The sequence below is a fragment of the Sporomusa sp. genome, assembly GCF_035561255.1.
Lineage (GTDB): Bacteria > Bacillota > Negativicutes > Sporomusales > Sporomusaceae > Sporomusa.
In genome coordinates this window covers 1-21,922 of the sequence record NZ_DATMXX010000325.1, presented here as the reverse complement: position 1 = coordinate 21,922, position 21,922 = coordinate 1, and the positions used below count along the sequence as shown (strand labels likewise).

19 protein-coding genes, 2 tRNA genes and 1 pseudogene are annotated in these 21,922 nt (G+C 44.7%); all 22 read right to left on the bottom strand.

What is annotated here, in order from left to right; translation table 11 throughout:
• Nucleotides 1–89 precede the first annotated feature (89 nt).
• Entirely contained in the window at nt 90–1,049 is a 960-nt protein-coding gene (locus VN379_RS17825; RefSeq protein WP_325536276.1) for a hypothetical protein, read from the bottom strand.
• An 8-nt stretch (nt 1,050–1,057) separates the two neighbouring features.
• Nucleotides 1,058–1,750 carry a class I SAM-dependent methyltransferase gene (locus VN379_RS17820; RefSeq protein ID WP_325536274.1) on the bottom strand — a complete coding sequence of 231 codons (693 nt, stop codon included), beginning with the start codon at nt 1,748–1,750 and terminating at the stop codon, nt 1,058–1,060.
• A 106-nt stretch (nt 1,751–1,856) separates the two neighbouring features.
• Nucleotides 1,857–2,603: a class I SAM-dependent methyltransferase gene (locus VN379_RS17815; protein ID WP_325536272.1), complete on the bottom strand. Its 747-nt coding sequence runs from the start codon at nt 2,601–2,603 to the stop codon at nt 1,857–1,859.
• A 283-nt stretch (nt 2,604–2,886) separates the two neighbouring features.
• Nucleotides 2,887–5,292 (bottom strand): annotated as a pseudogene (locus tag VN379_RS17810) (heavy metal translocating P-type ATPase); the annotation flags it as partial.
• Nucleotides 5,293–5,340: 48 nt separating this feature from the next.
• Complete coding sequence (locus VN379_RS17805; protein ID WP_422663629.1) at nt 5,341–5,631, bottom strand: ArsR/SmtB family transcription factor; 291 nt, start codon at nt 5,629–5,631, stop codon at nt 5,341–5,343.
• Between the two features lie 226 nt (nt 5,632–5,857).
• A tRNA-Cys gene (locus tag VN379_RS17800) sits at nt 5,858–5,932 on the bottom strand.
• 54 nt (nt 5,933–5,986) lie between these two features.
• Nucleotides 5,987–6,062: transfer RNA gene (locus tag VN379_RS17795), tRNA-Gln, on the bottom strand.
• Nucleotides 6,063–6,391: 329 nt separating this feature from the next.
• Entirely contained in the window at nt 6,392–6,850 is a 459-nt protein-coding gene (locus VN379_RS17790; RefSeq protein ID WP_325536268.1) for a GNAT family N-acetyltransferase, read from the bottom strand.
• A gap of 3 nt (nt 6,851–6,853) precedes the next feature.
• Entirely contained in the window at nt 6,854–7,936 is a 1,083-nt protein-coding gene (locus VN379_RS17785) for an alanine/ornithine racemase family PLP-dependent enzyme (RefSeq protein ID WP_325536266.1), read from the bottom strand.
• A gap of 224 nt (nt 7,937–8,160) precedes the next feature.
• Entirely contained in the window at nt 8,161–8,664 is a 504-nt protein-coding gene (thiW, locus tag VN379_RS17780) for an energy coupling factor transporter S component ThiW (protein WP_325536264.1), read from the bottom strand.
• Nucleotides 8,665–8,689: 25 nt separating this feature from the next.
• Nucleotides 8,690–9,496, bottom strand: coding sequence for a hydroxyethylthiazole kinase (gene thiM, locus VN379_RS17775; RefSeq protein ID WP_325536262.1), 807 nt, complete (start codon nt 9,494–9,496; stop codon nt 8,690–8,692).
• Nucleotides 9,497–9,620: 124 nt separating this feature from the next.
• A complete protein-coding gene (locus VN379_RS17770; RefSeq protein ID WP_325536260.1) occupies nt 9,621–10,916 on the bottom strand; it encodes a chloride channel protein in 1,296 nt (431 codons plus the stop codon).
• Between the two features lie 3 nt (nt 10,917–10,919).
• On the bottom strand, nt 10,920–11,504 hold the full coding sequence (locus tag VN379_RS17765; protein ID WP_325536258.1) for an HPP family protein: 585 nt from the start codon (nt 11,502–11,504) through the stop codon (nt 10,920–10,922).
• A 64-nt stretch (nt 11,505–11,568) separates the two neighbouring features.
• Entirely contained in the window at nt 11,569–11,799 is a 231-nt protein-coding gene (locus tag VN379_RS17760) for a hypothetical protein (protein ID WP_325536256.1), read from the bottom strand.
• Between the two features lie 38 nt (nt 11,800–11,837).
• Complete coding sequence (locus VN379_RS17755) at nt 11,838–13,418, bottom strand: L-lactate permease (protein WP_325536254.1); 1,581 nt, start codon at nt 13,416–13,418, stop codon at nt 11,838–11,840.
• 129 nt (nt 13,419–13,547) lie between these two features.
• Nucleotides 13,548–14,510, bottom strand: a complete 963-nt coding sequence (locus VN379_RS17750) for an oxalate oxidoreductase subunit beta (protein ID WP_325536253.1) — start codon at nt 14,508–14,510, stop codon at nt 13,548–13,550.
• Between the two features lie 16 nt (nt 14,511–14,526).
• Complete coding sequence (locus tag VN379_RS17745) at nt 14,527–15,771, bottom strand: oxalate oxidoreductase subunit alpha (protein WP_325536251.1); 1,245 nt, start codon at nt 15,769–15,771, stop codon at nt 14,527–14,529.
• Nucleotides 15,772–15,783: 12 nt separating this feature from the next.
• Nucleotides 15,784–16,074, bottom strand: coding sequence for a 4Fe-4S binding protein (locus VN379_RS17740; protein ID WP_325536249.1), 291 nt, complete (start codon nt 16,072–16,074; stop codon nt 15,784–15,786).
• Nucleotides 16,075–16,104: 30 nt separating this feature from the next.
• Nucleotides 16,105–16,797, bottom strand: coding sequence for a 2-oxoacid:acceptor oxidoreductase family protein (locus tag VN379_RS17735; RefSeq protein WP_325536247.1), 693 nt, complete (start codon nt 16,795–16,797; stop codon nt 16,105–16,107).
• A gap of 98 nt (nt 16,798–16,895) precedes the next feature.
• Nucleotides 16,896–19,013 carry a CDC48 family AAA ATPase gene (locus VN379_RS17730; RefSeq protein ID WP_325536245.1) on the bottom strand — a complete coding sequence of 706 codons (2,118 nt, stop codon included), beginning with the start codon at nt 19,011–19,013 and terminating at the stop codon, nt 16,896–16,898.
• A 215-nt stretch (nt 19,014–19,228) separates the two neighbouring features.
• The gene (locus tag VN379_RS17725) at nt 19,229–19,939 is read right to left on the bottom strand and encodes a response regulator (RefSeq protein ID WP_325536243.1); all 711 of its coding nucleotides are present in this window, start codon (nt 19,937–19,939) and stop codon (nt 19,229–19,231) included.
• A gap of 35 nt (nt 19,940–19,974) precedes the next feature.
• Entirely contained in the window at nt 19,975–21,861 is a 1,887-nt protein-coding gene (locus VN379_RS17720) for an ATP-binding protein (RefSeq protein WP_325536239.1), read from the bottom strand.
• Nucleotides 21,862–21,922: the final 61 nt, after the last annotated feature.

Here is a 21,922-nt window from a genome sequence, read left to right as displayed (position 1 = left end):
CCAAAAAGAAAAAACCATAGAAAATAAAGTCTCTTCATAAGACAATACCTTCATGGTTTTTTCAGGACAGCTTCTGCTGTCATTTTTATTTAGTTAGCCCTCGTATACAGTGCAATACTGGCTCCTGCTGCCACTATCGACAAGTATAGACCTGTTCCCACGGCAGTGACAGCAACCCCTGTCTTCGCACCAAAAATCGAAAGATTCGTTGGCAATACACGTGATAGGCCATCGTAGATATTATGAAAAAACGAGGCCAATAGCAGCACAAAGATAACATCCTGAGGAGCCAGAGCCCCGCTTTGCAGCAGTGTCCCGGCAACACCAATCGCCGCTATCAGGGTAGGAATACCGGCAATAATGACTAATACCCCGGCTGCAGTAAGATTAAACCAGCGCAAAAAAGGATCAAGCCCGGCAATCACATCCTTGATAAAGTCTGTATGCATCAAAACAGCAAAAGCAAACGTAATCGGCATAAAGACAATGGCAATGTCCCAAAACTGTTTAAAGGCCTTCCTGGCTGCCGCGATCAAATCGGTCTTGTCAGCTTGTGTACAGCAGCTTTCCTGCAGATCCTTCGTCTGAATTACCTTATCCGAAGAAGTACGAAGCCTGTTCCAGATAAAGCCAATAATAGTAACAAAAGTACTCATGCCAATGTTGATGGCAATAAATAACGTACCCAGCTCCCACCCCACCCCGACAATCAAAGGCGGACTAAAGTAGAATATGGTAAAATAGATGCCTGTCGGCAACGACCCCATCAAATATACTGCCATCAGAGTGCTTTTTGTTACAGCACCACTCTTCCCAAATTCGGCTAGCATGGCGTTTGCTGCATAGCGATTTAGGAGACATAAAATAAAAAACGGACCCATTGCCTCTGGCAATTTTCCCAGTGATGTCATCGGTCGTAGTGCTTTGCTAAAAAAAGCAAAAAACTTACCGCTTCTCAACACAACACCACAATAGCACCCCAGAAACATGGCCGGCAATGCGATTTTCCACATGACAAGAACATCTGCTAAGGCCAATGTCAGATTCATATTTACAGTTACTCATCCGCCAGAACAAACCGGAAAATGTACGCCTGTTCATAACTAGCCTTCAATCTGTCGGCAATACGCAAAAAACCATCCTCTGTACGGGAAATATCAATAAAGCCCCGGGGGTTCCGTCGCTGAATTTCCACTTGGAATCCTTCTGCTGCAAAGGTCTCCGCAATAAAGTCCAACGTATGCGCATTAGACTCTACCAGACTGTTTTGATTAATCCACTCGGTAAAATGCTGTAGACTTGGATTATCATTCAAATCAGTATAGGTGGCATAATAAACTCCACCTGGTTTTAACATCTGCTTAACCTTCCATGCATGGTTTTTCAAATCTTTGATTAAATAAATAACTGCCTGACTAATAGCCACATCAAACCTGTTGGCAAACTGCTCAGGGGTAGTGGTTGCTACATAGGTGAGCGGTAAATCACCTTTGCGGGAAATGGCAACATCAATCGACTGCTGAGCAAGATCAATGCCCAGGCCCTCCTTAAATGGCTTATCCTGATACAAATGTCGTAAGAAACCACCTTGATTGCAACCGAAATCAAGTATAGCCTTATTAGAAAGATCCTGTTCCTGAATTAAATTGATAACCTCTTGCCAACCTCGTTTATGTCGCTCTTCCATTTGTTGCTCACCCTCGTCCCGATTCTGCCACCATACATCATAAAGCTTGTCTTCCTGAATCATACTCTCTCCTCCAATTTATAGTATCCATTACTGAAGTTGCAGCTTATTGGTTTAGGCAGTAGCCCAATCCAATTGAGAAATAACCCGCCTACACCCTGAAATAATTTCATTTGGAAGCACAAATGGCAAACATCGGCGTTGTCGTATACAGGAGCTGCTCTATTTCATCATGAACCAATTCACTAATATTTTCCTGCACCGCCACTTGTTGAAAGCCGCACTGACGAAAGGCTTGTCTATCCCACTGCGGACGTTTTTCGTAGGTTAAGGGTAATTTGCGAGCGATAGCTGCATTTTCTTCCTGCTGTTCCGGCGAAGTATTCTGCTTATGCCCTTTTTCTATCGCCAACTGCAGGTATTTATCATGCTCGCGCTCAAGCTCCGGGTCACTCAGATACAAGTGCCAATTCGCGTCAAAAACTAAGACTTTTCCTGACGGTTTTAACAACCGGTACCATTCTTGATAAACCTCCAACGGATTAGGCAGCAGCCAGGTTACATTTCTGGAGACAATTAAGTCCAGGCTTTCGTTCGGCAGATCTATGGCATGAGCATCAGCCTTCAAAAAGCGAATATTTTTCCCGGCATCGTCTGCATTTTGTCTGGCTTGCTTTAACATTTCCTCACATTTATCTATGGCGGTAACCGAATAGTTGAGACCGGCCAGTAAAATGGCAAAAAATCCTGGACCTGTTCCCACATCTAATACCTGGAGATTTTCTTGCTCTCCTGCGTATTTATGTAATAGTGACTCCCAGGCCTGCTTTTTCTGACAGACCATTTCTTTCTGAATATGGGCATTATAACTGTCAGCACGCCCATCCCAATAAGTTTCAATACGTTGTTCCAGCATACTATTTCTCTCCTCTATCCTAAATTTGTTTGTGTGGAAAAAAACTTAGTGCAATATTCCTGTATTCCATCCTCCCTGAAAATAAAAAACCACGAAGAGCAGGACAATTTCATTGTTCTGTTACCCTTCGTGGATATGTTTTAATTATTCAGATTTTGCTCTTATACTAATAGTTAACTGCCGACCTTCAGATCGGTATTTGTTAAAATTATAACGTATTCTGGAAAACACTGCAATATGTTATTGTGAAAAGATTCCATAATTACTAATTAATCTGAACTTCCTATTTAATTTCACGTACCAGCCGCATCCCATTTAAGGTCACCAACAGCGCAGCACCGGTATCAGCCAGAACAGCCAGCCAAAGATTGACAAAACCAACAAAGGTTCCAAGTACAAACAACAGTTTAACAACCAATGAAAAAGTAATGTTTTGCTTAATTATGGCTACTGTTTTACGGCTGAGCTTCATCACATAGGCCAGCTTACTCAAATCGTCAGACATAAGAGCAATATCGGCTGTTTCCAAGGCAGTATCTGAACCGGCAACCCCCATAGCAATCCCCACGTCGGCAGTTGCCAGTGCAGGCGCATCATTTACTCCGTCACCGACCATAGCTACACTGCCATATTTGGTGGCTAACTGTTTAAGGGTTGTTGCCTTATCCGCCGGCAGCAACTCGCTGTAGAAGGCATCAAGACCCAGCTTGTCAGCAACAGCTTGTGCTACCCGGCGATTATCACCTGTCAACATGACAACATGCTCTACCCCGGCCGACTTGATCGTTGCTACCGCTTCAGTACTGTTATCACGCAGGGTATCGGCGACAGCAATGACACCATATATTTCTGTACCAGTACCCACAAGCATAACTGTTTTTCCTTGCTTCTCAAGTAATAACAAGCTATTTTCATATGAGGCAGGTGCACATCCTAATTCCTCAAAAAGTCTTTGATTACCCACATAAATAGTGCGTCCATCCAGATCGGCCTGCGCCCCCCGGCCAACAAGCGCTTTAAAGTTAGTCACTGGCGGTAAACCCTGATTACCTGTACGGGCTACAATGGCCTCAGCCAACGGGTGTTCTGACCATTTTTCCACTGCAGCGGCAATAATCAGTATCTCCTGGTTATCCATCTGCTCTGTTAGCTTAATAATATCAGTCACCATTGGTTTACCAACTGTTAAGGTTCCAGTCTTGTCAAAGGCAACTGCGCGGATTTTTCCCATCTGCTCAAGATAAGCGCCACCTTTAATTAGTACACCATGGCGTGAAGCATTACCAATCGCCGAAACTATCGACACCGGCGTTGAGATAACCAGCGCACAGGGACAGGAGATTACAAGAAGTACCAGCGCCCGGTAAAACCACAGATCAAATGGTTCATTGAAGAACAGGGGCGGAATGATGGTTAATCCCACAGCGGCCAGGATAACTGCCGGGGTATAGTATCTGGCAAAGACATCAACAAATTGCTGCATCGGTGCTTTTTCAGCCTGCGCCTCTTCTACCATATGCATGATTTTAGCCAGTGTAGAGTCTTCTGCCAGTTTAGTCACTATAATTTCCAAAGCGCCCTGTTCATTGACAGTACCGGCATATACGCTATCACCGGCCTGTTTTTCCACAGGCATCGATTCTCCGGTAATGGCAGCCTGGTTGATAGTTGAGCTGCCACTTGCAACCATTCCATCCATAGCAAGCCGTTCACCAGGCTTGACAATCATTATGTCACCAACAACAATTTCTTCCACTCGCAGACGCAACTCTTCACCGTTTCGCCTTACAAGTGCTTCCGGCGGAGCCAGTTCCATCAAAGCCCGGATAGAACTACGGGTTTTATCCATAGTATACGCTTGTAAGGCATTACCTAACGAAAAAAGAAAAACCACTGTTGCTCCTTCACTCCACTCCCCAATAGCTGCAGCACCGACTACAGCGATAACCATCAGAAAATTGGTGTCAAGGGTCATACTTTTAAGTCCGTATAAACCACTTTTGGCGACATGATAACCGCCGACTATCATAGTGAGAACATAAATAGGTATCAAGACCTGCTCACTCGCCCCGGTCCATTCAAGAAAAAGGGCACTTGCCAGTGACAGACCAGCGAGAATGGTTGCCAACATCCGCGGATTTCGCCACCATCCCTGATTCTCAGTGGCCAAGCTTCCTCCAGTAATGTCAGCGACAGCTTGATAACCGGCCTGCTGCACAGTTTCTATGATTTCTTTGTCAGTAATGGTATGCTCTACCGTCATTTTGCCGGCACCAAAATTTACAGACACGGCCTGCACACCGGCCATCGCGGCAACCCGCTTTTCCAGTTTTGCCGCGCAATCGGCACAATCAAGACCTGATAATCTCAGAACTGTTTTATGATATCCCGGCATATCGCTTACTGCTTTAACCAGTTTCGCCTTATAGCCAAAACCAGTAATGACCTTTACAATCTCGTCTACGCCCATAACAGTACTGTCATAATTTACTTTCATTTTTGCTGCCGCAAAATTCATCTGGGCGTCAGTAACACCAGTAATACGCCCAACAGCTTTTTCTACCTTAGCTGCGCAATCAGCACAATCAAGACCTTCAACCTGAAACGTAGTATTAATCAGGTGGGCGTTATCAAGCGCAAGAACGCCCTCGCTAGCAGTTACTGCCATCTCACCGGCACAACACCCACAGCCACAATGCTGCTGCTCCTGTTCCTCTTTATACATGTTCTCCTCCTCCTATCGTTTATGCGAAATATGCTCAAGACCCTGACACATTAAAGAAATTACGTGGTCATCGTCAAGGGAATACCATGCTTCTTTACCTTCTTTACGGAACTTCACCAGGCGTGCGCCACGGAGGGTACGTAATTGATGTGATACCGCGGACTGGTTCATACCCAGCGTTTCAGCAATATCACACACACATAACTCCTGCCGGGATAACGCGTGCAATATCCTAATCCGGGTAGGATCACCTAATATCTTAAACATTTCCGCCAGATCCTGCACTGTATTATCATCCAGCATAGCTGCTTTGAGCAGATCTATAGTCTGTGGGTGAAAACAATATTGCTCACAAATATCCCGTTCAGATTCTTTCATAGTACACCTCTCGATATATGCTTATATGTTCATATGTAATCATATGCTACTTATTGCTCAATTGTCAATATGAAAAATAATCCATCTCTCCTAAATATAGCAAAAAGACTACCCTCAGGTAGTCCTAAAATGATAATACAGGTATAAAATTTGGAGGCGACACCCAGATTCGAACTAGGGAATAGAGGTTTTGCAGACCTCTGCCTTACCACTTGGCTATATCGCCGTATAAAGGAAATGTAATTAATAAGTTATCAAGCTACAAAAAGTAGCACAGAAATGGCAGGGGCGGCTGGACTCGAACCAACGCGTGACGGAGTCAAAGTCCGTTGCCTTACCAACTTGGCGACGCCCCTATCAGTATTATAAGCAGAGAACCAGGTTATTAGGAGCATCGCGACGCTAGAACCTGCGTGAATCGCTTAGTTCCGAGCGTTAGTGCGGAACTACCTTAAAAATGTTCCCTAAAAACTTCACAAAGAGAAGCATTGGCATTATTAATGTTTTGTTAATTAACAGAATCTAATAGTAGCATTTCTATTCATTTATGTCAACACTATTATTTTGTCAATGTGTACCATCCCGTTTGAAGACTTATCTAGACTTTAACTCACTCAGCCCCTCAACGCATTAAAAATTGTTATATTCCAAAATAATTAGCTAGTCAAAAATTTGGCAATATCAATTAATTAGTTGTGCTTAATGACGTTTTCATTACCAATCTGTCTTCACCTTCGCCATACTCGTCCCGCCTAAAGTCCGAAACCACAAAATCCAGTTTCTTTTCATATACTCTTACAGCTATTACATTCTCAGGATCAACAGTCAACTCCACTTCTTCAATCCCATCCTTAGCTAGTGCAACAAATGTCTCTTTGATAAATTGGGTTCCTATTCCCTGGCCCCGATGGTCTTGCGCAATTGAGACCCCCATCATATAAACTTTCCGGGGGTTGTTCCAATCTAATAAATACTGAACCGCTCCAATAATTTCGCCCTCCTTTCGCATAACATAAACGTGCCCGTATCTTATTAGTGGTACTAAATGCCACTCATTCATTCCCCCCGCACCAAATGCCTCTGCTTCTAGTTGAACTAAGCGCTGAACGAGTTCCTTATCAAATGTGGTAATTAATTCAACCATTAATTAACCTCCGTTAAATTTTCTTGCTATATATTTTGATTGGCTTGCTGACAAGATTCCAGAGTAATTCAGGCGAAAACAAATAGCATCTCCCACATGGATGTTTGCTGCCGAATCGGTCGCATCAACAATCAGATGATCGCTGCTGGCTCCCAAAATATTTAAATTTTCATCAACCGGTGTAATTCCTTCAATAATTACATCCTGTTTTCCCAACGCTAAAATTGCTCTCTTTCTAATACCGACATCAGAAAATTGCGGCACATTGCCAAAAGCATCTCTGCCGATATCGCCGATTGGTACAGATGGCTTCGCCTTAAGCTCAATAACTTCGGCTTTCAGGAGAAAAGCATCATCACAAAGCCAGGGTATCCTCCTATTATTGGTACTATCTGTACCTAATAATATTCCTTCGCCAATTCTTAATTGATTTACACCTGCAGGTACTGTATGTGTTTCAACCAACGACAAGGTAGATGTTCCCCCACCCGAGATAATCTCAATTTGTATGCCTAATTGCTTTTCAATGATATGCCCCAGTTCAACCAGCAATCCTAAATTATCAATACTAGGCAAGACACCACCAAAACACCCCATATTAGTACCTAATCCAATTAGTTTGACCCCTGGTAAACGTAAAATCTGTCTCGCAGTCGTAAGTACATTTTCGGCCATTACGCCTTCACGGAGGTCACCGACATCAATCATTAAAACGATTTGATGCTGCCTTTGCAATGTTTCAGCCACCTGAGCCAATGCTTTAATTACAGTAAGTTCTGAGTTAACACTAACATTTGTATACCTCACCACATTTTCGACGCTGCTTAGCTGGGGAATTCTTAACAGGGTAATAGATTGATCAAAACCGTAGTTTCTTAGTTCAATAATATTCTCCATTCTGGCATCGGCAAGACCATCAACGCCCCCTGCTACCATCGCGGCTACGATTTGCGGAATTGCACTAAATCCCTTGGTTACCCCAAGCACGCTAATACCTTGTTGCTCGCATATTTTTTTTACTTGCGCAGTATTACGTCTGATTTTATCCAAATCAATCTCAAGTAATGCGCTAGCCAGTTCTTCCACCTCCATTACATATGTTATTGGCTACCCTGATTATATAAATATACGAAAAGCGCAATGATCCATTCTTCACTATGTATGGTAAACAAAATTAGCATCTTTAATTACCGTTTCCTCAATTAAATAAAAGAAAGCCCTCGTAACAGGCTTTCGCATTGTTTTTATGCTTATGTATAACCACTCTACCTGAGATTTGCTAAACATGCCCAGCCTCGCAGTCCCCCCACCTAACCTCGCCCGCCAGCATTAAGCTTTTCATCAAGAATGGCAGGAATAGGGGTTTTATACAAAAAGTAGGCTAAAATACTCCCCCCAACAGTACTAACCAGGAAGGGAACAATAAAGAAGAAGGCACCCACTTGCGAGCCGGTAAAATATTTTGCAACAGGATAAGCCAGTAACGCGCCAATAATACCTGTGCCAATAATCTCACCGATAATTGCACCCCAGATACTATTTGTCTTCTTATATAAGACCCCGGACAATGCTGCACCGGCCATACTGCCGGGAAAAGCTAACAAAGACCCGGTCCCTAAAATATTGCGCAACAGAGAAATCCCAAAAGCAGCACTCACAGAATAACGTGTTCCTAAAAGCACCGCCAGCAAAATATTTATCATATGCTGCAAAGGGAAACATTTTGCAATACCTACCGGGATATAGATCAGATGGGCTGAAAGTACACCTACAGCCATAAAGATGGCTGTGTAGGCTAATTTTCTAATTTGCATATACTCTTAACTCCTTGTCAAGAAATTAGCTAAGTTTAATCAGCTGTAACAGAGTTTCCGGATTCATAGTAGATATTGCATCAAAAAGCCGCATCCTGAAAGTCCCCAGCCCCTCATCAGGAGTAAGCCGCTGCTCGGCAATCTCTCCAGCAATCCCCATAGTAGCAATACCGGCAACTGTCCCAATAAACGGATCGTTTGTCACACTACAAAAGCTAGCGATCAATGAGGCCGTCATACATCCGCTTCCTGTAATTCCAGCTAGGAGAGGATGACCGTTATAGATGCTACAAATACTGCTTCCATAAGCAACAACATCAGTCCTGCCAGTTATAGCAACTACACATTCTAGTCTTTTAGAAAGTTTTTGGGCAATTTCGCGGCTATTCTCTTCGTTTGACAGGCAATCAACACCATGTATGTCGCAACTGAGACCCAGTAAGGCTTTGATTTCTGACAGGTTACCCCGGATAACAGCTACTTGAAGTTCACTAAGTATCCTGTTAGCCGCATCCATTCGCAGCTTGGTTGCGCCAACGCCAACAGGGTCAAAAATAATAGGAATCCCCTGCAGAGCGGCTTGCTTGCCGGCAACAAGCATTGCTTCCAGTTTTCGCGGATTTATCATCCCTATATTAAGTACTAATGCCGATGCGAAAGAAACCATCTCGGCTACCTCATCAAGGTCTTCGGCCATAACCGGAGATGCTCCAATCCCCAATGTAATATTGGCACAATCATTTATGCTGACATAATTCGTAATGTGGTGAATCAGCGGTCTTTTCTCCCGGACTAATCGCAGGCTGTCTACAACGTTAAACAATATGTCCATCAGTGTACCTCCGTACTACTTGCATCAAAGCTTCATGCTGTTTTATCTACTCTCTTTATATTCTCTCTGCCCGAGCGACTTCCTCCGTAACTGACCCTGGTTGCCCATAAAAAAGCATAGCTTTCTAATGTTTACCGGCAGCGCCAACACACTTTCCTTCATCCTCACACAAATATGGCCGTTTACCGGTAGCGATAACCTGGCTCGGATAAACACTGCGATGGTCTGAAACCAGGTAACTAATCAAGCAGCTTATTGCCGCATAGGGAATGACATCACTGCCAAATAATTCTGCTGCCATAAATACGGCTGCCATCGGGGTATTGACCGCACCGGCCAGTAACGCCGCCATGCCGATCACTGCATAGACCGATATGTCCAAAGTCCCAAACAGCTGACCATACAAATTGCCGGTAACAGCCCCTACAACCAGAATAGGAGTAATGATGCCGCCTGTTCCGCCGCAGGCAAGGGTTATTCCTGTTGCTATTATCTTCCAGAGAAATGCATCACCGGCAATTGCCTGACCCTTAAGACCTGTTTCTAACAATTCCAAACCCAAACCCAAATACAATGGACTAACGACATAGCCTATCAGCGTAAGCAGGCTCCCGCCCACAAATGCTTTTACCTGTCTGGACCACTGTAAACCCTTAAAAAAACGCTGGTTCCAAAAAATCGTTTTAATAAAAAATATAGCCATTATACCGCATATCAGTCCCAGTATAATGGCTTGAATGATCAGGAGAAACTCCGACTGTACATTGACCTGAAGATAAAAATAAGAAACTCCGGCAAGCCGGCAAATATAATAACCTGTCAAACCGGCTACAAAAGCCGGATATAAGGTGTCATACAAAATTTTACCGACAAATAACACCTCTACGCCAAAGATTGCCCCGGCAACCGGAGTGCCAAATACCCCGGCAAAACCGGCACTTAAACCGCAGATGGCAATTTTGCGGCAATCCGCATTACTAACCTGCAAGAGTCTGGCCCAGGCCGAAGCAAGAGTTGCTCCAATCTGAGCTGCAGGCCCCTCTTTCCCGGCAGATCCGCCAGCGGCAATCGTGATAACAGTCGCCACAATTTTTATTGGTACTTCAGACAAGCGCAAAAAGCCGTTCTGTTGATGAATAGCTGCAATTACCTTATCGCTGCCACCTGATACTTGCGGTGCCAGCCAGTTTACCAGCCAGCTGTTAAACATTAATACGACAGGAATAAAGAAGTAGTAATACCCCACCTGTGTCCATGTGTCAATCGACCAGGCCAGTAACTTCAAAAACACGGCTACTCCCAGCCCGGCAATAATTCCTGTCGTTATCCCCAGAAAACTCCATTTGAGAACATAAATAATAGCATAGTTTTGTAGCAACGGATTATTTCCAAACCAGAGCCCCCTTTGATCTGGCATCATCCTCTACCACCAATAACATGGATATTGCCGTTTAGCGGCAATATTATTGACCACTATTCCAATAAGCACTAAAATGCAAATTCCCACCCCTACAGGTAATAGGGGAAACAGCCAACCCTGCTGAGTAATTACGGCGATCAAGGCAGTCGCACCGGCTGGTGGATGAACGGTTCTCGTTCCTACCATAGCAGCTACCGCGATCCCTACACTAAGAGCGGCAGTATACCAGTACGCCCCGGCTAACTGGTATACTGTTACACCAATAACAGCTGACAGCAAGTGTCCGGCGATTGCATTTCTAGGCTGAGCGAATGGTGCAGTAGGAGCCCCGTAAATCAGGCAAGCCGATGCACCTAAAGAAGCAACCAGAACAGGTATTCCTTGCAAGAAAGTTAGGTAGGTAACAATACCAATACCCGCAAATGATCCAATGAAGGCCCAAAAACACTCTGATGCAGGCGGAGAACCAATCCCACATTTACCTACTGAGGTTATCTTCTGGAAATATTCACTCCCTGATGGAACTATATGCCCTGCTAAGGACGTCTTAGGAACCTGAGTTTCTTTTTGGGATGTGCCGTTAGCCATTAAACCCGCCTCCTTCTTATGTAGAAATAGGAAATGCCGTAAAAACGGCATTTCCTGACAAACCCTATTTTTTTGTAACCAGCGGCACTAAACACGCCAGTGCGAATACCAGATACGAAAGATTAATTAACAGGCTGTTATTGGTCACGCCGCCTTGATGCGCCAATGCAAAACCAATCCAAAATGCCCAGAAAGCTGCATTCATTAAGGGAGCACGATATTTCTTCCCCCAAGGAACCGGCTTAAGAACAATGTTTTGATTTTGGTTAGGAGTAGGCGTAAGATTTGTGGACATGATAATACCTCCTTTGCATATCCCGCAATTTAGTTGAACTAAGGCAAATCCTTAAACAACGCGTAGGCAAAGATCCAGGCGTTGATGCCCACCAGCAGCGAAATGATTATACAATAAGGTATTGTGCGATTCAAAACCTCACTCTCACGGCCATCAAGACCAACAGTTGCAGAACCAATTAGAACTTTTGAGGGAGCGATCGAACAACCTACCGAACCGCCAACAGACTGGACGGCAGACATGATGACAGTGCTGATCCCAAGTACCTTGGCTGTCTCATACTGTAAAGCACCAAACATTACATTAGAGTTAGTGTTACTACCGGTCAGGAATGCCCCCAGCACACCGATAAATGGCGAGAATATTGGGAATAAAGCACCTGTTGAGTTTGCAATCCCCTGAGCCAGCAAGTTTGTCATACCGGTATCATTCATAATTAACGCCATCATAACCATGGTCGCTATACCAATACTGGTAGGAACACACTGGGAAAAGGTGGCCTTGAGAGCCTCAGCCGCTGCTCCTTGTTTCCACTTACCAGCCATTTTGAATATGAAATAACCACAAATGGCTGCAGCAATCAATAGAGGGGCCGGGTGAGAAAAAATATTAATTTTAGAATACATTTTCTCGGCCTTGACGGCAAAACCAGCCGCAGTGGTCACTGCTGGATAATTGAGGCCCCAGGTATAGGGAGCAAAAAAATTCGCGATGCCTTTAATCTGAGTCATAATGCAGAGGGCGATTAAGATGTAGTACGGAGAGAAAGCCATGTTAAAGCCCATAACCGGTGCTTCAGGTTGTTTCTCTTGCCCGTCTGCCTCATGACGATAGATTGTCTTGGCTAAAACAGCCATAGTTCCACAGCCAAAAAGTGCTGGAATCAGGGTAGCTAGCTGGGCTGCCCCGATTATGTTCATGAACCAGCACATGAAAGCCATAACAGTACCGGTTATCAGTACAGCAGGCAGTCCTCTTTTAACTGCTGCAAACCCGCCATAAATATGACAGACGGCAATCCCTGTTGCATAGATGGGTACTGCAAATAAAAGTGCCATCCAGGGCCCGATGACTTCACCGGGGATTTTGGTAACCAACTGAATGGTGTAATAGGAGGAACCCATCGATCCAAAGCTAATGGACCAGGAGTGTCCTACCAAACAAGTAGCTGCCGCAATAGCCGGCGGGAATCCCATTACCAGCATGATGGGCGCCACAACTGCAACTGGTACGCCAAATCCGGCAATACCCTGCATGAAACTGGCAAAACACCAGGACATAAGTAAACATTGCAATAATTTTTCCTCAGTCACCTTGATCATGGTATCACCAATTACTTTTATCGCACCAATCTTCTCAACAAGGTTATAGAGAAAAACAGCACCCCAGATAATAAGTAATACATAGAGTGACATTGCCATGCCTTTGCTGTTCGCTAAGGCCAGTAACTGCGAATCACCACCAAAGACAAATAAACCAATGATAACCGCCGTAAACCAGGATACTGCACCTGATTTTGGCGCGCCCCAATTAAATAGAAGAATAGTAGATAACAAAACTAAAATAGGTAGGAAAGCTAGTATCCAGTTCGTAAAGGTTAAGGCAACACCCTTATCCATACAACCGTGCCTCCTCCAATACTTTGTTCACTTTAAACAAAGCTTGCTTACATAGTAAGCCCCTGGTTCCTTTTGTTCATGAAGAAACCAGGGACTCACGGCCTAATGCCTATAGAATTCTAAGCTGCTTTATTGAGCAGGTGGTAATGGAACTTCCATTCCAAGTGTTCTTGCACGCTTGTTGACGAAGTTTTGGATTTCGGCCACATGCTCAGGCTGCAGATGGCAGAAACGGGCTTGTGTCTGAAGATACTCGTCAACAGGTTTAAGTTTCTTCGGCATAACACTGAACTTTTTATTAGCCCAATCGCCGTTTTCAATTTCGTAAAGATTCCACATGCCGGTCTCAACCGCAAGTTTGGCAATCTCGATAGTACGGTCAGCCGGATATGACCAGCCTTTAGGACATGGCGAGTGAAGATGAACAAACGCCGGACCATCTTCCGCAAGACCTTTACGGATCTTGTTCATAAGGTCAATGGGATAACCAATGGAGGCTGTTGCACCATACTTGAGATATGGATGGCCGCCGGCCAGGAATATCGGCATCGGGTCTTTCAGATGATGTTTCTTGGCTTCCGGAATCGCCGGGCCGGCCGGTGTAAACATAGTGGTAGCACCATACGGGGTGGATGGAGAAACCTGAATACCGGTATTGGCATAAGACTCATTATCATACATTACGCAAAGAACCTTATGACCGCGATAGAACATAGCTGACATAGCCTGAAGACCGATATCAGAACAGCCGCCATCACCGGCCATTACGATAATATTGGGGAATTCTTCCTGAATTTTACCTTTTTTAATCATCATGCGAAAAGCTTCAGCAATACCAGAAGCTACGGCGCCGCCGTTTGTGATTTGCGCATGTGTCCAGGGCACAGCCCAGGGACCACAGGCATAACTGGTGTTAGCAACATACATACAACCAGTTGGACCAATAAAGATTGTATTTTTACCTGCAGCTTTTGCTACCAGGCGATACGCAAGAGCCGGACCGCAACCAGCACAAGTACGGTGACCAGGAACATAAGTGTCCCGTAGATCAGTCGTGTGTGCAATTGACTTAATTAATTCAGCAACTGCCATCGTTTACTCCTCCTTATTATTTACTGGGGGCAGCTTCATTTTTAGCAGCATTGACCTGAGAAGCGCCTTCATGATAATCATTGAAGTTAACCCAAGTGCCGCTTTGAATAACCTTGCCGGCCTGCAGGGTTTGCTTCATCATTTCGGCCATAGCAAAGAACTCTTCATGAGTAATAGTCTCGCCGCCCAAACCGGAGGTAAAGCTTTGAATCATCGGTTTGCCCGCAACTTCGGACATAGCAGCTTTAACCTCGTTCGAGAGAACGCCGCCGCCGCAAGGAGCGCCATAAGATGTACCGGTGTCAATAACGCCAGCAACTTTAAATTTCGGCAGAATTTTAGCAAGTGCTTCATCCGGGAATGGACGAACCCAGCGCAATCTGCACAAACCAATCTTATAGCCAGCTTCACGGAGATATTTGATCGCACTGCGGCAGGTAACCGCATGAGCACCCATCAGAACAAATACCATGTCAGCATCTTCAGTCATATACTCTTCAACAAACGGAGCATACTTACGACCGAATACTTGTGCAAACTCTTCAGTTACCTGAACAATTTTTTCTCTAACCTTATTCATGACGATGTGACGGTCCCACTCAAGCGGAGGTCCCATTTCCGGTTCGATCTGCGGTCCCATGATAACAGGGTTATTGACATCAAGCCGGAATTTCGGAGTAAACTTAGGCAGGAATTTGTCAACCTGCTCTTGATCCGGCATTATATAATCCTGAGCAATATGGGTAACAAAATAACCATCCATGGCCACGATTTGTGGCAGCATGATTTCAGGATCTTCACCAATCCGGAAGTAAATCAAGCTATTATCTAAGGATTCCTGAGCGTCTTGAGCCCAGCCATAAATCCAGCCATTATCGCGGAGGGTCAGGCAGTCAGTGTGCTCAGAACCGAAATCTCCGGGGGGATCAAGAGTACGGTCACCAATTAGGGCCTGGATTGGGCACCGGCTGCCGGCAATTGGTGAATAAGTTTCAAATGCGTAGGTAACACCTACACCGGAAGTCCCTGTAGTAGCACGGGCACCCGCCATGGAAGCACCGTGAGCAATACTAAACTGCGCATGTTCGCCTTCACCATGAACCATTTCGCATTGCATGGTGCCATTAGCAATCCGTTTTGCCAGTTCAGCCATAACCGCAGTATACGGGCGAATAGGATAGGATGCTGAAACATCAATATCCGCAAGCTGCCAAGCATCTGCAACCGCAGTTAAACCTGTACCTTTTTTCTTAATTGGCATCTTATTCACTCCTTATTCATCAAAATCAAGTTCAGGCACACGACTTATTGCCCCAACCGGGCAGACGTTGCTGCAGATACCGCAACCCTTACAATACTTAAGGTTGAAGCTGACTCCGTCGTCCTTGGCAAAATTAACGCAAGCATCCGGGCAATAAATGTAACAGGTTTTACACTCAGTACATTGACCCTTGTCAACTACTGGACGAAGAAACCGCCAGTTACCGGTAATCATACCTTCATTCTCGGTCTGGGGAGAAGGAATTATAGCAGCAAATGGCACTTGTTTATAAACCTTTGCCATATTTACACCTCCTTGAATTTTACCAACTGATTATTTCCATTCAAGTTCTAGTCGGCTGGGATTTGTAGGACAACCGGCTTCGCCATTGCAAATAGGCAATATAACTACAGTGTCCCATCCCTTTTGCACAGCATCTTTGTTTTCTGCAACTTTTAACAGGGATTCCAGCTTAACAATCCCACTGGCTTTTGCAACCGCAGCAGCCATAGCAGCGCCTACACCGGCACCTATCTTGGTATCATCAATACAACCTTCAGTACCATCAAAGGTGTGGAATAAACCTGCGCCAAGATCGTCGGCAGCAATAGCGGCAACCGCTTTTACCTTAACTACATTTTCTCTTGGTGAAAGGTACTTAATTAGCTTATTTACATCACGTTTGGTATTGATGACAACAACGCAGGCATCCTTGCAGCCTTTAAGGACATCATTGCCTTTAACGATAGTTTCTTCATCAATTACAACAATGTCAGGGCGGTAGTTTTCATATTCATAATAAGTTTCGATAGGCTCAGAACTGATACGAGCATAGCTCTTAACCGGAACATTGATACGGTCAGGCAGATCCACATAGTTGTCGAAGGATTGATTATACTTTCCTTCGAGGCTACCTGCTTTGGCGAGCAGGGTAGCTGTGTCGCGAGCTTCTTTGGCCCGGGTTACACCCCGAGTCCATACAGTAACTTCCTGCATCTTGGCATCAACAGCAACTGCCAGTGTCATTTTCTTTCCCCCTTTTTATACTTGAAATTGACAACAGGTGACCGTCAGAACCCCTCTAACGTAAATTTGATACTCACCCCCGTTGTGACATGACGCCACTATTTTTTTAATACTTGTCGCAGACCAGAGCTAAAATCCTCGCCGAGTACCTTATAGGCACCAGACTTTGTAGCTAAACCCTGCGATTGACTAACATAGCGTTTCATAGCTGACAACGATGCGTGTTTACAGATAGCCTCAATATCAGAGCCTGCCGCTCCCTCAGTTGCTTGCGTCAGACCAGTAAAGTCAATATCCTCAGCCAGTATCATTTTCGCGGTATGAATTCTGAATATTTCCAGGCGCTCCGCTTTCCCAGGCAATGGCAGTTCTACGATGAAGTCAAATCTACCTGGCCGCATAAGGGCCGGGTCTACCATATCAGGCCGATTGGTCGCTGCGATAACAATTACGTTGGAGCTGTCCATTAAACTGTCCAGTTCCAGGAGCAGTTGACTTACCAACCGGTCAGTGCCATTGCGGTCTGTTACCGCGCGTACAGGTGCCAAAGCGTCTATTTCGTCGAAGAATAGAATACAGGGGGCAATCTGTTTGGCCCGTTTAAAAATCAGCCGCAGGCCTTTCTCGGCTTCACCAAACCAGCGGGAATTAAGGGTTGCGGCATCTACCGATATAAAGTGCGCTTCACTGGAACCGGCAAGTGCTTTTACAATCAGTGTTTTTCCCGTTCCCGGCCGCCCTGTCAGCATAAAGCCTTTCGGCATATTGTGTTGCGATTCTTTAAATAACTCCGGGTGCTGCAGCGGCATCTCAATCATTGCCTGCAGGTTTTCTTTTATTTCGGCCATGCCTCCGACCTGCTCCCACTTTATGTTAGGGCGTTCTGAGAAAAACTCCCGGGTGGCCGTGGGTTCGACTTCTCGAAATGCAGCATAAAAATCATCCATAGTTATTTTGAGTTTTGCTAAATCTAGTTCACTAATCTCAGCTGTAAAATCAATTTGCGGTAATAACCGCCGAACTGCGTTCATGCCGGCTTCCTTACAGAGAATGGCGATATCAGCACCGACAAAACCGTGGGTCATTTGCGAGAGCTTCTCCAAATCAACCGAAGCATCAACCGCCATTGAGCGGGTATGTATTTTTAATATTTTTAATCTTCCGACTTTATCAGGCGGATTAATAGATAATTCGCGATCAAACCGTCCTGGACGCCTGAGCGCCGGATCTACCATGTCAGGTACATTGGTAGCGCCGATTACGATAACCTGACCCCGGTTTTTCAATCCGTCCATCAGGGCTAACAGCTGAGCAACAACCCGTTTTTCAACATCTCCGATTACATCAGTCCGTTTCGGTGCAACGGCATCAATCTCATCAATAAAGATAATGGCCGGTGCCCGCCTTTGGGCTGTCTCAAAGATCTCTCTAAGCCGTGCTTCACTTTCACCATAGAACTTATTGATAATCTCCGGTCCATTCACGTGCATAAATGCGGCGTTGGTTTCACTGGAAACGGCCCTTGCCATTAGCGTTTTGCCTGTCCCCGGCGGGCCATACAGCAAAACTCCCTTGGGAGCATCCACACCTAACTTCCGGAAAATCTCCGGAAACTTAAGCGGTAACTCTACCATTTCACGTACACGCTGGAGTTCTTTGTCAAGGCCGCCTACATCTTCATAGGACGCTCTAAAACTTCGGTCTTCTGCGCCGTCGGCTTTGGTTACTTTAAGTTTTGTGCCTGTATTAATGACCACCGGGCCCTGGGGCGCAGTACCGATAACAGTGAAGTACTGACTTCTGGCACCGGCTAGATTAACCTTGACCCGATCACCAATCACGACTGGAAGTCCGTTTAGTACGCGTTCTAGGTGTTTGATATCCTGGGCGTCACTAAAATCTATAGTAACGTCCAATGGACTCAGAATCACTGTCTGCGCCGGCTGACGTGCGGCCTTCTTTAAGCTTATACGCTCGTCAATACCAACGCCGGCATTCTCTCTGATGATTGATTCAATCTGAGCTAGATTTTGATCTTTAAACTGACTAAAACAGGGGACTATTTTGGCCACGGTAGTTTTTCGGCCTTGAATCTCTACAATATCACCGATAATAACTTCAAGCGTATCCATTTCTGCATTATCAATCCGAACATATCCCTGACCAACATCTTCCGGCATAGCATCTGCTACTCTAAAGGATAGGGTTTTTCCCATTATCCGGCATCCTCCTCTAGAAGGCGGTCTTCCTTGGCAACATCTTACAGTTGTAATTATAAAGTACACGCCTTAGCTTGGATACTGTATGGTAAATAAGGATAATTTTGTAAATATAATTCATAAGCTTGCCTCCTAAGAAACATAAAAAAAGATGGTTAAACAGCTCGGTTTTCCTGAGTTGTTTACCATCTCTGCCAGAACAAAGTATATTGCTATATTGAAAACGGATCATCCTTAATATACTTATGCAATGGTCTGCCGACCGGGCCATAAGAGAGAATTCCCTTTAACCAGCCACTACCATACAGATAATTCAGATAGCGCCGGACAGTCACTCGTGAGATCCCCACCAGTTTAGATACCTCACTTGCAGTAAAATATCCGGTCTGCAGATTAATGCTCTTAAGTACCAATTCCAAGGTTGCTTTATCCAGACCTTTAGGAATATTCTCTTTTAAATCGTCAAGGCTGTTCGGATTATTTTCATTTAGCGATGTCCCCTTTAAACAGTCAATATCTTTTTGACATAGTTGCTGGCTGTTTCTTATTCTCTCAAAATATTGCTGGTAACTCCTCAGCGCTTTTTTAAAACGCTGAAATGTAAATGGCTTGATAATATAATCCACGACACCACACTGCATACCTTGTTGGATTGTTTCTGAACGGTGAGCTGCTGTAACTAAAATAACGTCAATATTAATACCCTCTGCCCTAACCCGGCGCAGGAGCTCAATACCGCTGTCGCCAGGCATGTAAACATCAAGTATTACTAACTGTGGTTTAATCTTCTTGATAATACTATACCCGTCAGCAGCATTAGCTGCCTGTCCCACTAACCTAAATCCTTTCACCTGGGCAATATATTGCCGGTGAAGTTCGAGCACCATTGGGTCATCTTCCACAATAACAATATCGATTCCCATATTCCGGCCCCTCCCTACTGATTAGGCTCCAAGGCTTACCCTACCGGTATCTTTATCCAAAATGTGGTCCCCTCGTTTTCCCGTGAATTGACTGTAATCTTTCCACCACAAATCTTTACTTCCTGTTTGACCAGAGCTAATCCAACCCCCCTATTTCCTTGCTTAGTAGAAAAACCACGCTGATATATTTTTTTCTTATAAGGTTCAGGTATACCTTTGCCTAAATCGCTAACTTTAATATTGAGGTGCTGCTTGCCTTCAAAAACATATACCTCAATAACCCGCCGTTCAGCAGGCAATTGCGCAACTGCCTCCATCGCATTGCTGATTAAGTTGCCCAGCACGGTCACCATTGACAGGCTGCTGAAGGAAGACGGCAGATCGCCCAGTTTGCTGCGGGGATTAAGCCGCAGCAAAATCCCCTGTTCACTTGACTGGCTAATCTTACCGATAAGCAGCCCGGCTGTTGCCTGATCCTTAACACGCTTAACAATCGAACTAACCAAATCCTGCTGGCTTTTGTACATCAAAGTAATGAGTTCAACAACCTTATCATACTGTTTCATCTGAATCAGACCCGATATGGCATGCAGTTTATTGGCAAATTCATGGGATTGAGCCCGCATGGATTCTAACAGGCTTTTTAAACCCACCAACTCCTCTGCCAATATCTTGACATCCTGCTTGTCCCGAAAGGTGGCAATGGCGCCGATGACTGCCCCGCCCACAATAAGCGGCACCCTGTTTGTAATAATAACCTTATTTCCCACTTCCTGCTCCTGGTCATACTCAGCCTGCTTGCTTTTTAATACGATAGGCAACCGGGAATTAGGGATAATGTCCAGGATATGCCTGCCGATAATACTATCCTCCCGGCCAAGCAGACGCTTTGCTTCATGATTAACCAAATCGATATAGCCGTCAGCATTGATGGCAACTACGCCTTCCCTCATACAATGCATAATCGCACGTTTTTGTTCTAAAATCACTGTTACTTCCTGGATTCTCTGCTTTAGCTTAAAATCTGCATCACCATATAATTGGGCATTATGAACAGCGATCGCTGCGTGGTTGGCAAATGTCTCGAACAGTTTTTGGTCAACCGGTGTAGTTTTTCGGGCAGACCGGAATCCGATGGTAAGGACTCCAATCGTTAGCTCCTGGAGATAGAGTTTGATTGCTTTTACTTTAGAGAGGTTCTCTTTTTTAAAGACGTTGTGCATATTCTCTGACAGCAAATCTTCATAATTCCATTCCATAACCCCTGTCGTATAGGCTATCGTTTCTGAAATACCCACTGACGAGCTTGCATCATACCAGCCGGCTGTAACCGGTGCATGTAAGCAGCCGTTTCTATCGATAAGCAAAATACTGCCGCAGTCAGCCTTAAATAAGCGTATCGAGCTGACAACAATAAAATCCAGTACTTCATTCAAATCAAGCGAGGAAGTGAGATAGGCCGTAATCTCGTTAATTGTTCTTAACTGCTCGAACTGCTCATAAACCGTTTCTTCATAAAGCGTAAAGAAATACTCAGACACAAATACCCTAACCCTATCGAGTAAAGAATCAATCTCCCGGCGGTATTTATTAAGACTAACCAAATCTTCCTTAAGATAGATGGACATTGCATCTTTAACAGCAGTTTCATATAAATCAAAAAAAGCCATAATATCAGACAACCTGACCCCTTGCTCAAGCCGCAGCTTACACATCCAGCTGATATGTACCTTAAGTGGCGTAAAAGTATTGCCTTGTACTGCTTCTATGAGGGCTTCGGTCAGCAGGCCAAGTTCCTCAGCAAATTTATCTCTTGGAATTCTGGCATAAGAAGCTGGCTCACTCTCCATATCCAATTCGCAAATTGTTCCGGCATTGATCTCCTGTTTAATCGACTCAAGTATCTGCACCAGCCAGCCCATTAGAGACCACCTTATCTCATTTTTTTTTATTTTTTTATTTGTTTTTCTTGTTGTTCAATTG

Excerpts from the sequence above, each read along its gene's own strand:
- VN379_RS17740 (WP_325536249.1), bottom strand. The coding sequence starts at position 16,074 with ATGGCAAAGGTTTATAAACAAGTGCCATTTGCTGCTATAATTCCTTCT.
- VN379_RS17735 (WP_325536247.1), bottom strand. The coding sequence starts at position 16,797 with ATGACACTGGCAGTTGCTGTTGATGCCAAGATGCAGGAAGTTACTGTA.
- VN379_RS17790 (WP_325536268.1), bottom strand. The coding sequence starts at position 6,850 with ATGGTTGAATTAATTACCACATTTGATAAGGAACTCGTTCAGCGCTTA.
- VN379_RS17755 (WP_325536254.1), bottom strand. The coding sequence starts at position 13,418 with ATGGATAAGGGTGTTGCCTTAACCTTTACGAACTGGATACTAGCTTTC.
- VN379_RS17730 (WP_325536245.1), bottom strand. The coding sequence starts at position 19,013 with ATGGGAAAAACCCTATCCTTTAGAGTAGCAGATGCTATGCCGGAAGAT.
- VN379_RS17805 (WP_422663629.1), bottom strand. The coding sequence starts at position 5,631 with ATGCTGGATGATAATACAGTGCAGGATCTGGCGGAAATGTTTAAGATA.
- VN379_RS17825 (WP_325536276.1), bottom strand. The coding sequence starts at position 1,049 with ATGAATCTGACATTGGCCTTAGCAGATGTTCTTGTCATGTGGAAAATC.
- VN379_RS17765 (WP_325536258.1), bottom strand. The coding sequence starts at position 11,504 with ATGGCTAACGGCACATCCCAAAAAGAAACTCAGGTTCCTAAGACGTCC.
- VN379_RS17815 (WP_325536272.1), bottom strand. The coding sequence starts at position 2,603 with ATGCTGGAACAACGTATTGAAACTTATTGGGATGGGCGTGCTGACAGT.
- VN379_RS17725 (WP_325536243.1), bottom strand. The coding sequence starts at position 19,939 with ATGGGAATCGATATTGTTATTGTGGAAGATGACCCAATGGTGCTCGAA.
- VN379_RS17770 (WP_325536260.1), bottom strand. The coding sequence starts at position 10,916 with ATGATGCCAGATCAAAGGGGGCTCTGGTTTGGAAATAATCCGTTGCTA.
- VN379_RS17820 (WP_325536274.1), bottom strand. The coding sequence starts at position 1,750 with ATGATTCAGGAAGACAAGCTTTATGATGTATGGTGGCAGAATCGGGAC.
- thiM (WP_325536262.1), bottom strand. The coding sequence starts at position 9,496 with ATGGACATATTGTTTAACGTTGTAGACAGCCTGCGATTAGTCCGGGAG.
- thiW (WP_325536264.1), bottom strand. The coding sequence starts at position 8,664 with ATGCAAATTAGAAAATTAGCCTACACAGCCATCTTTATGGCTGTAGGT.
- VN379_RS17760 (WP_325536256.1), bottom strand. The coding sequence starts at position 11,799 with ATGTCCACAAATCTTACGCCTACTCCTAACCAAAATCAAAACATTGTT.
- VN379_RS17750 (WP_325536253.1), bottom strand. The coding sequence starts at position 14,510 with ATGGCAGTTGCTGAATTAATTAAGTCAATTGCACACACGACTGATCTA.
- VN379_RS17745 (WP_325536251.1), bottom strand. The coding sequence starts at position 15,771 with ATGCCAATTAAGAAAAAAGGTACAGGTTTAACTGCGGTTGCAGATGCT.
- VN379_RS17720 (WP_325536239.1), bottom strand. The coding sequence starts at position 21,861 with ATGGGCTGGCTGGTGCAGATACTTGAGTCGATTAAACAGGAGATCAAT.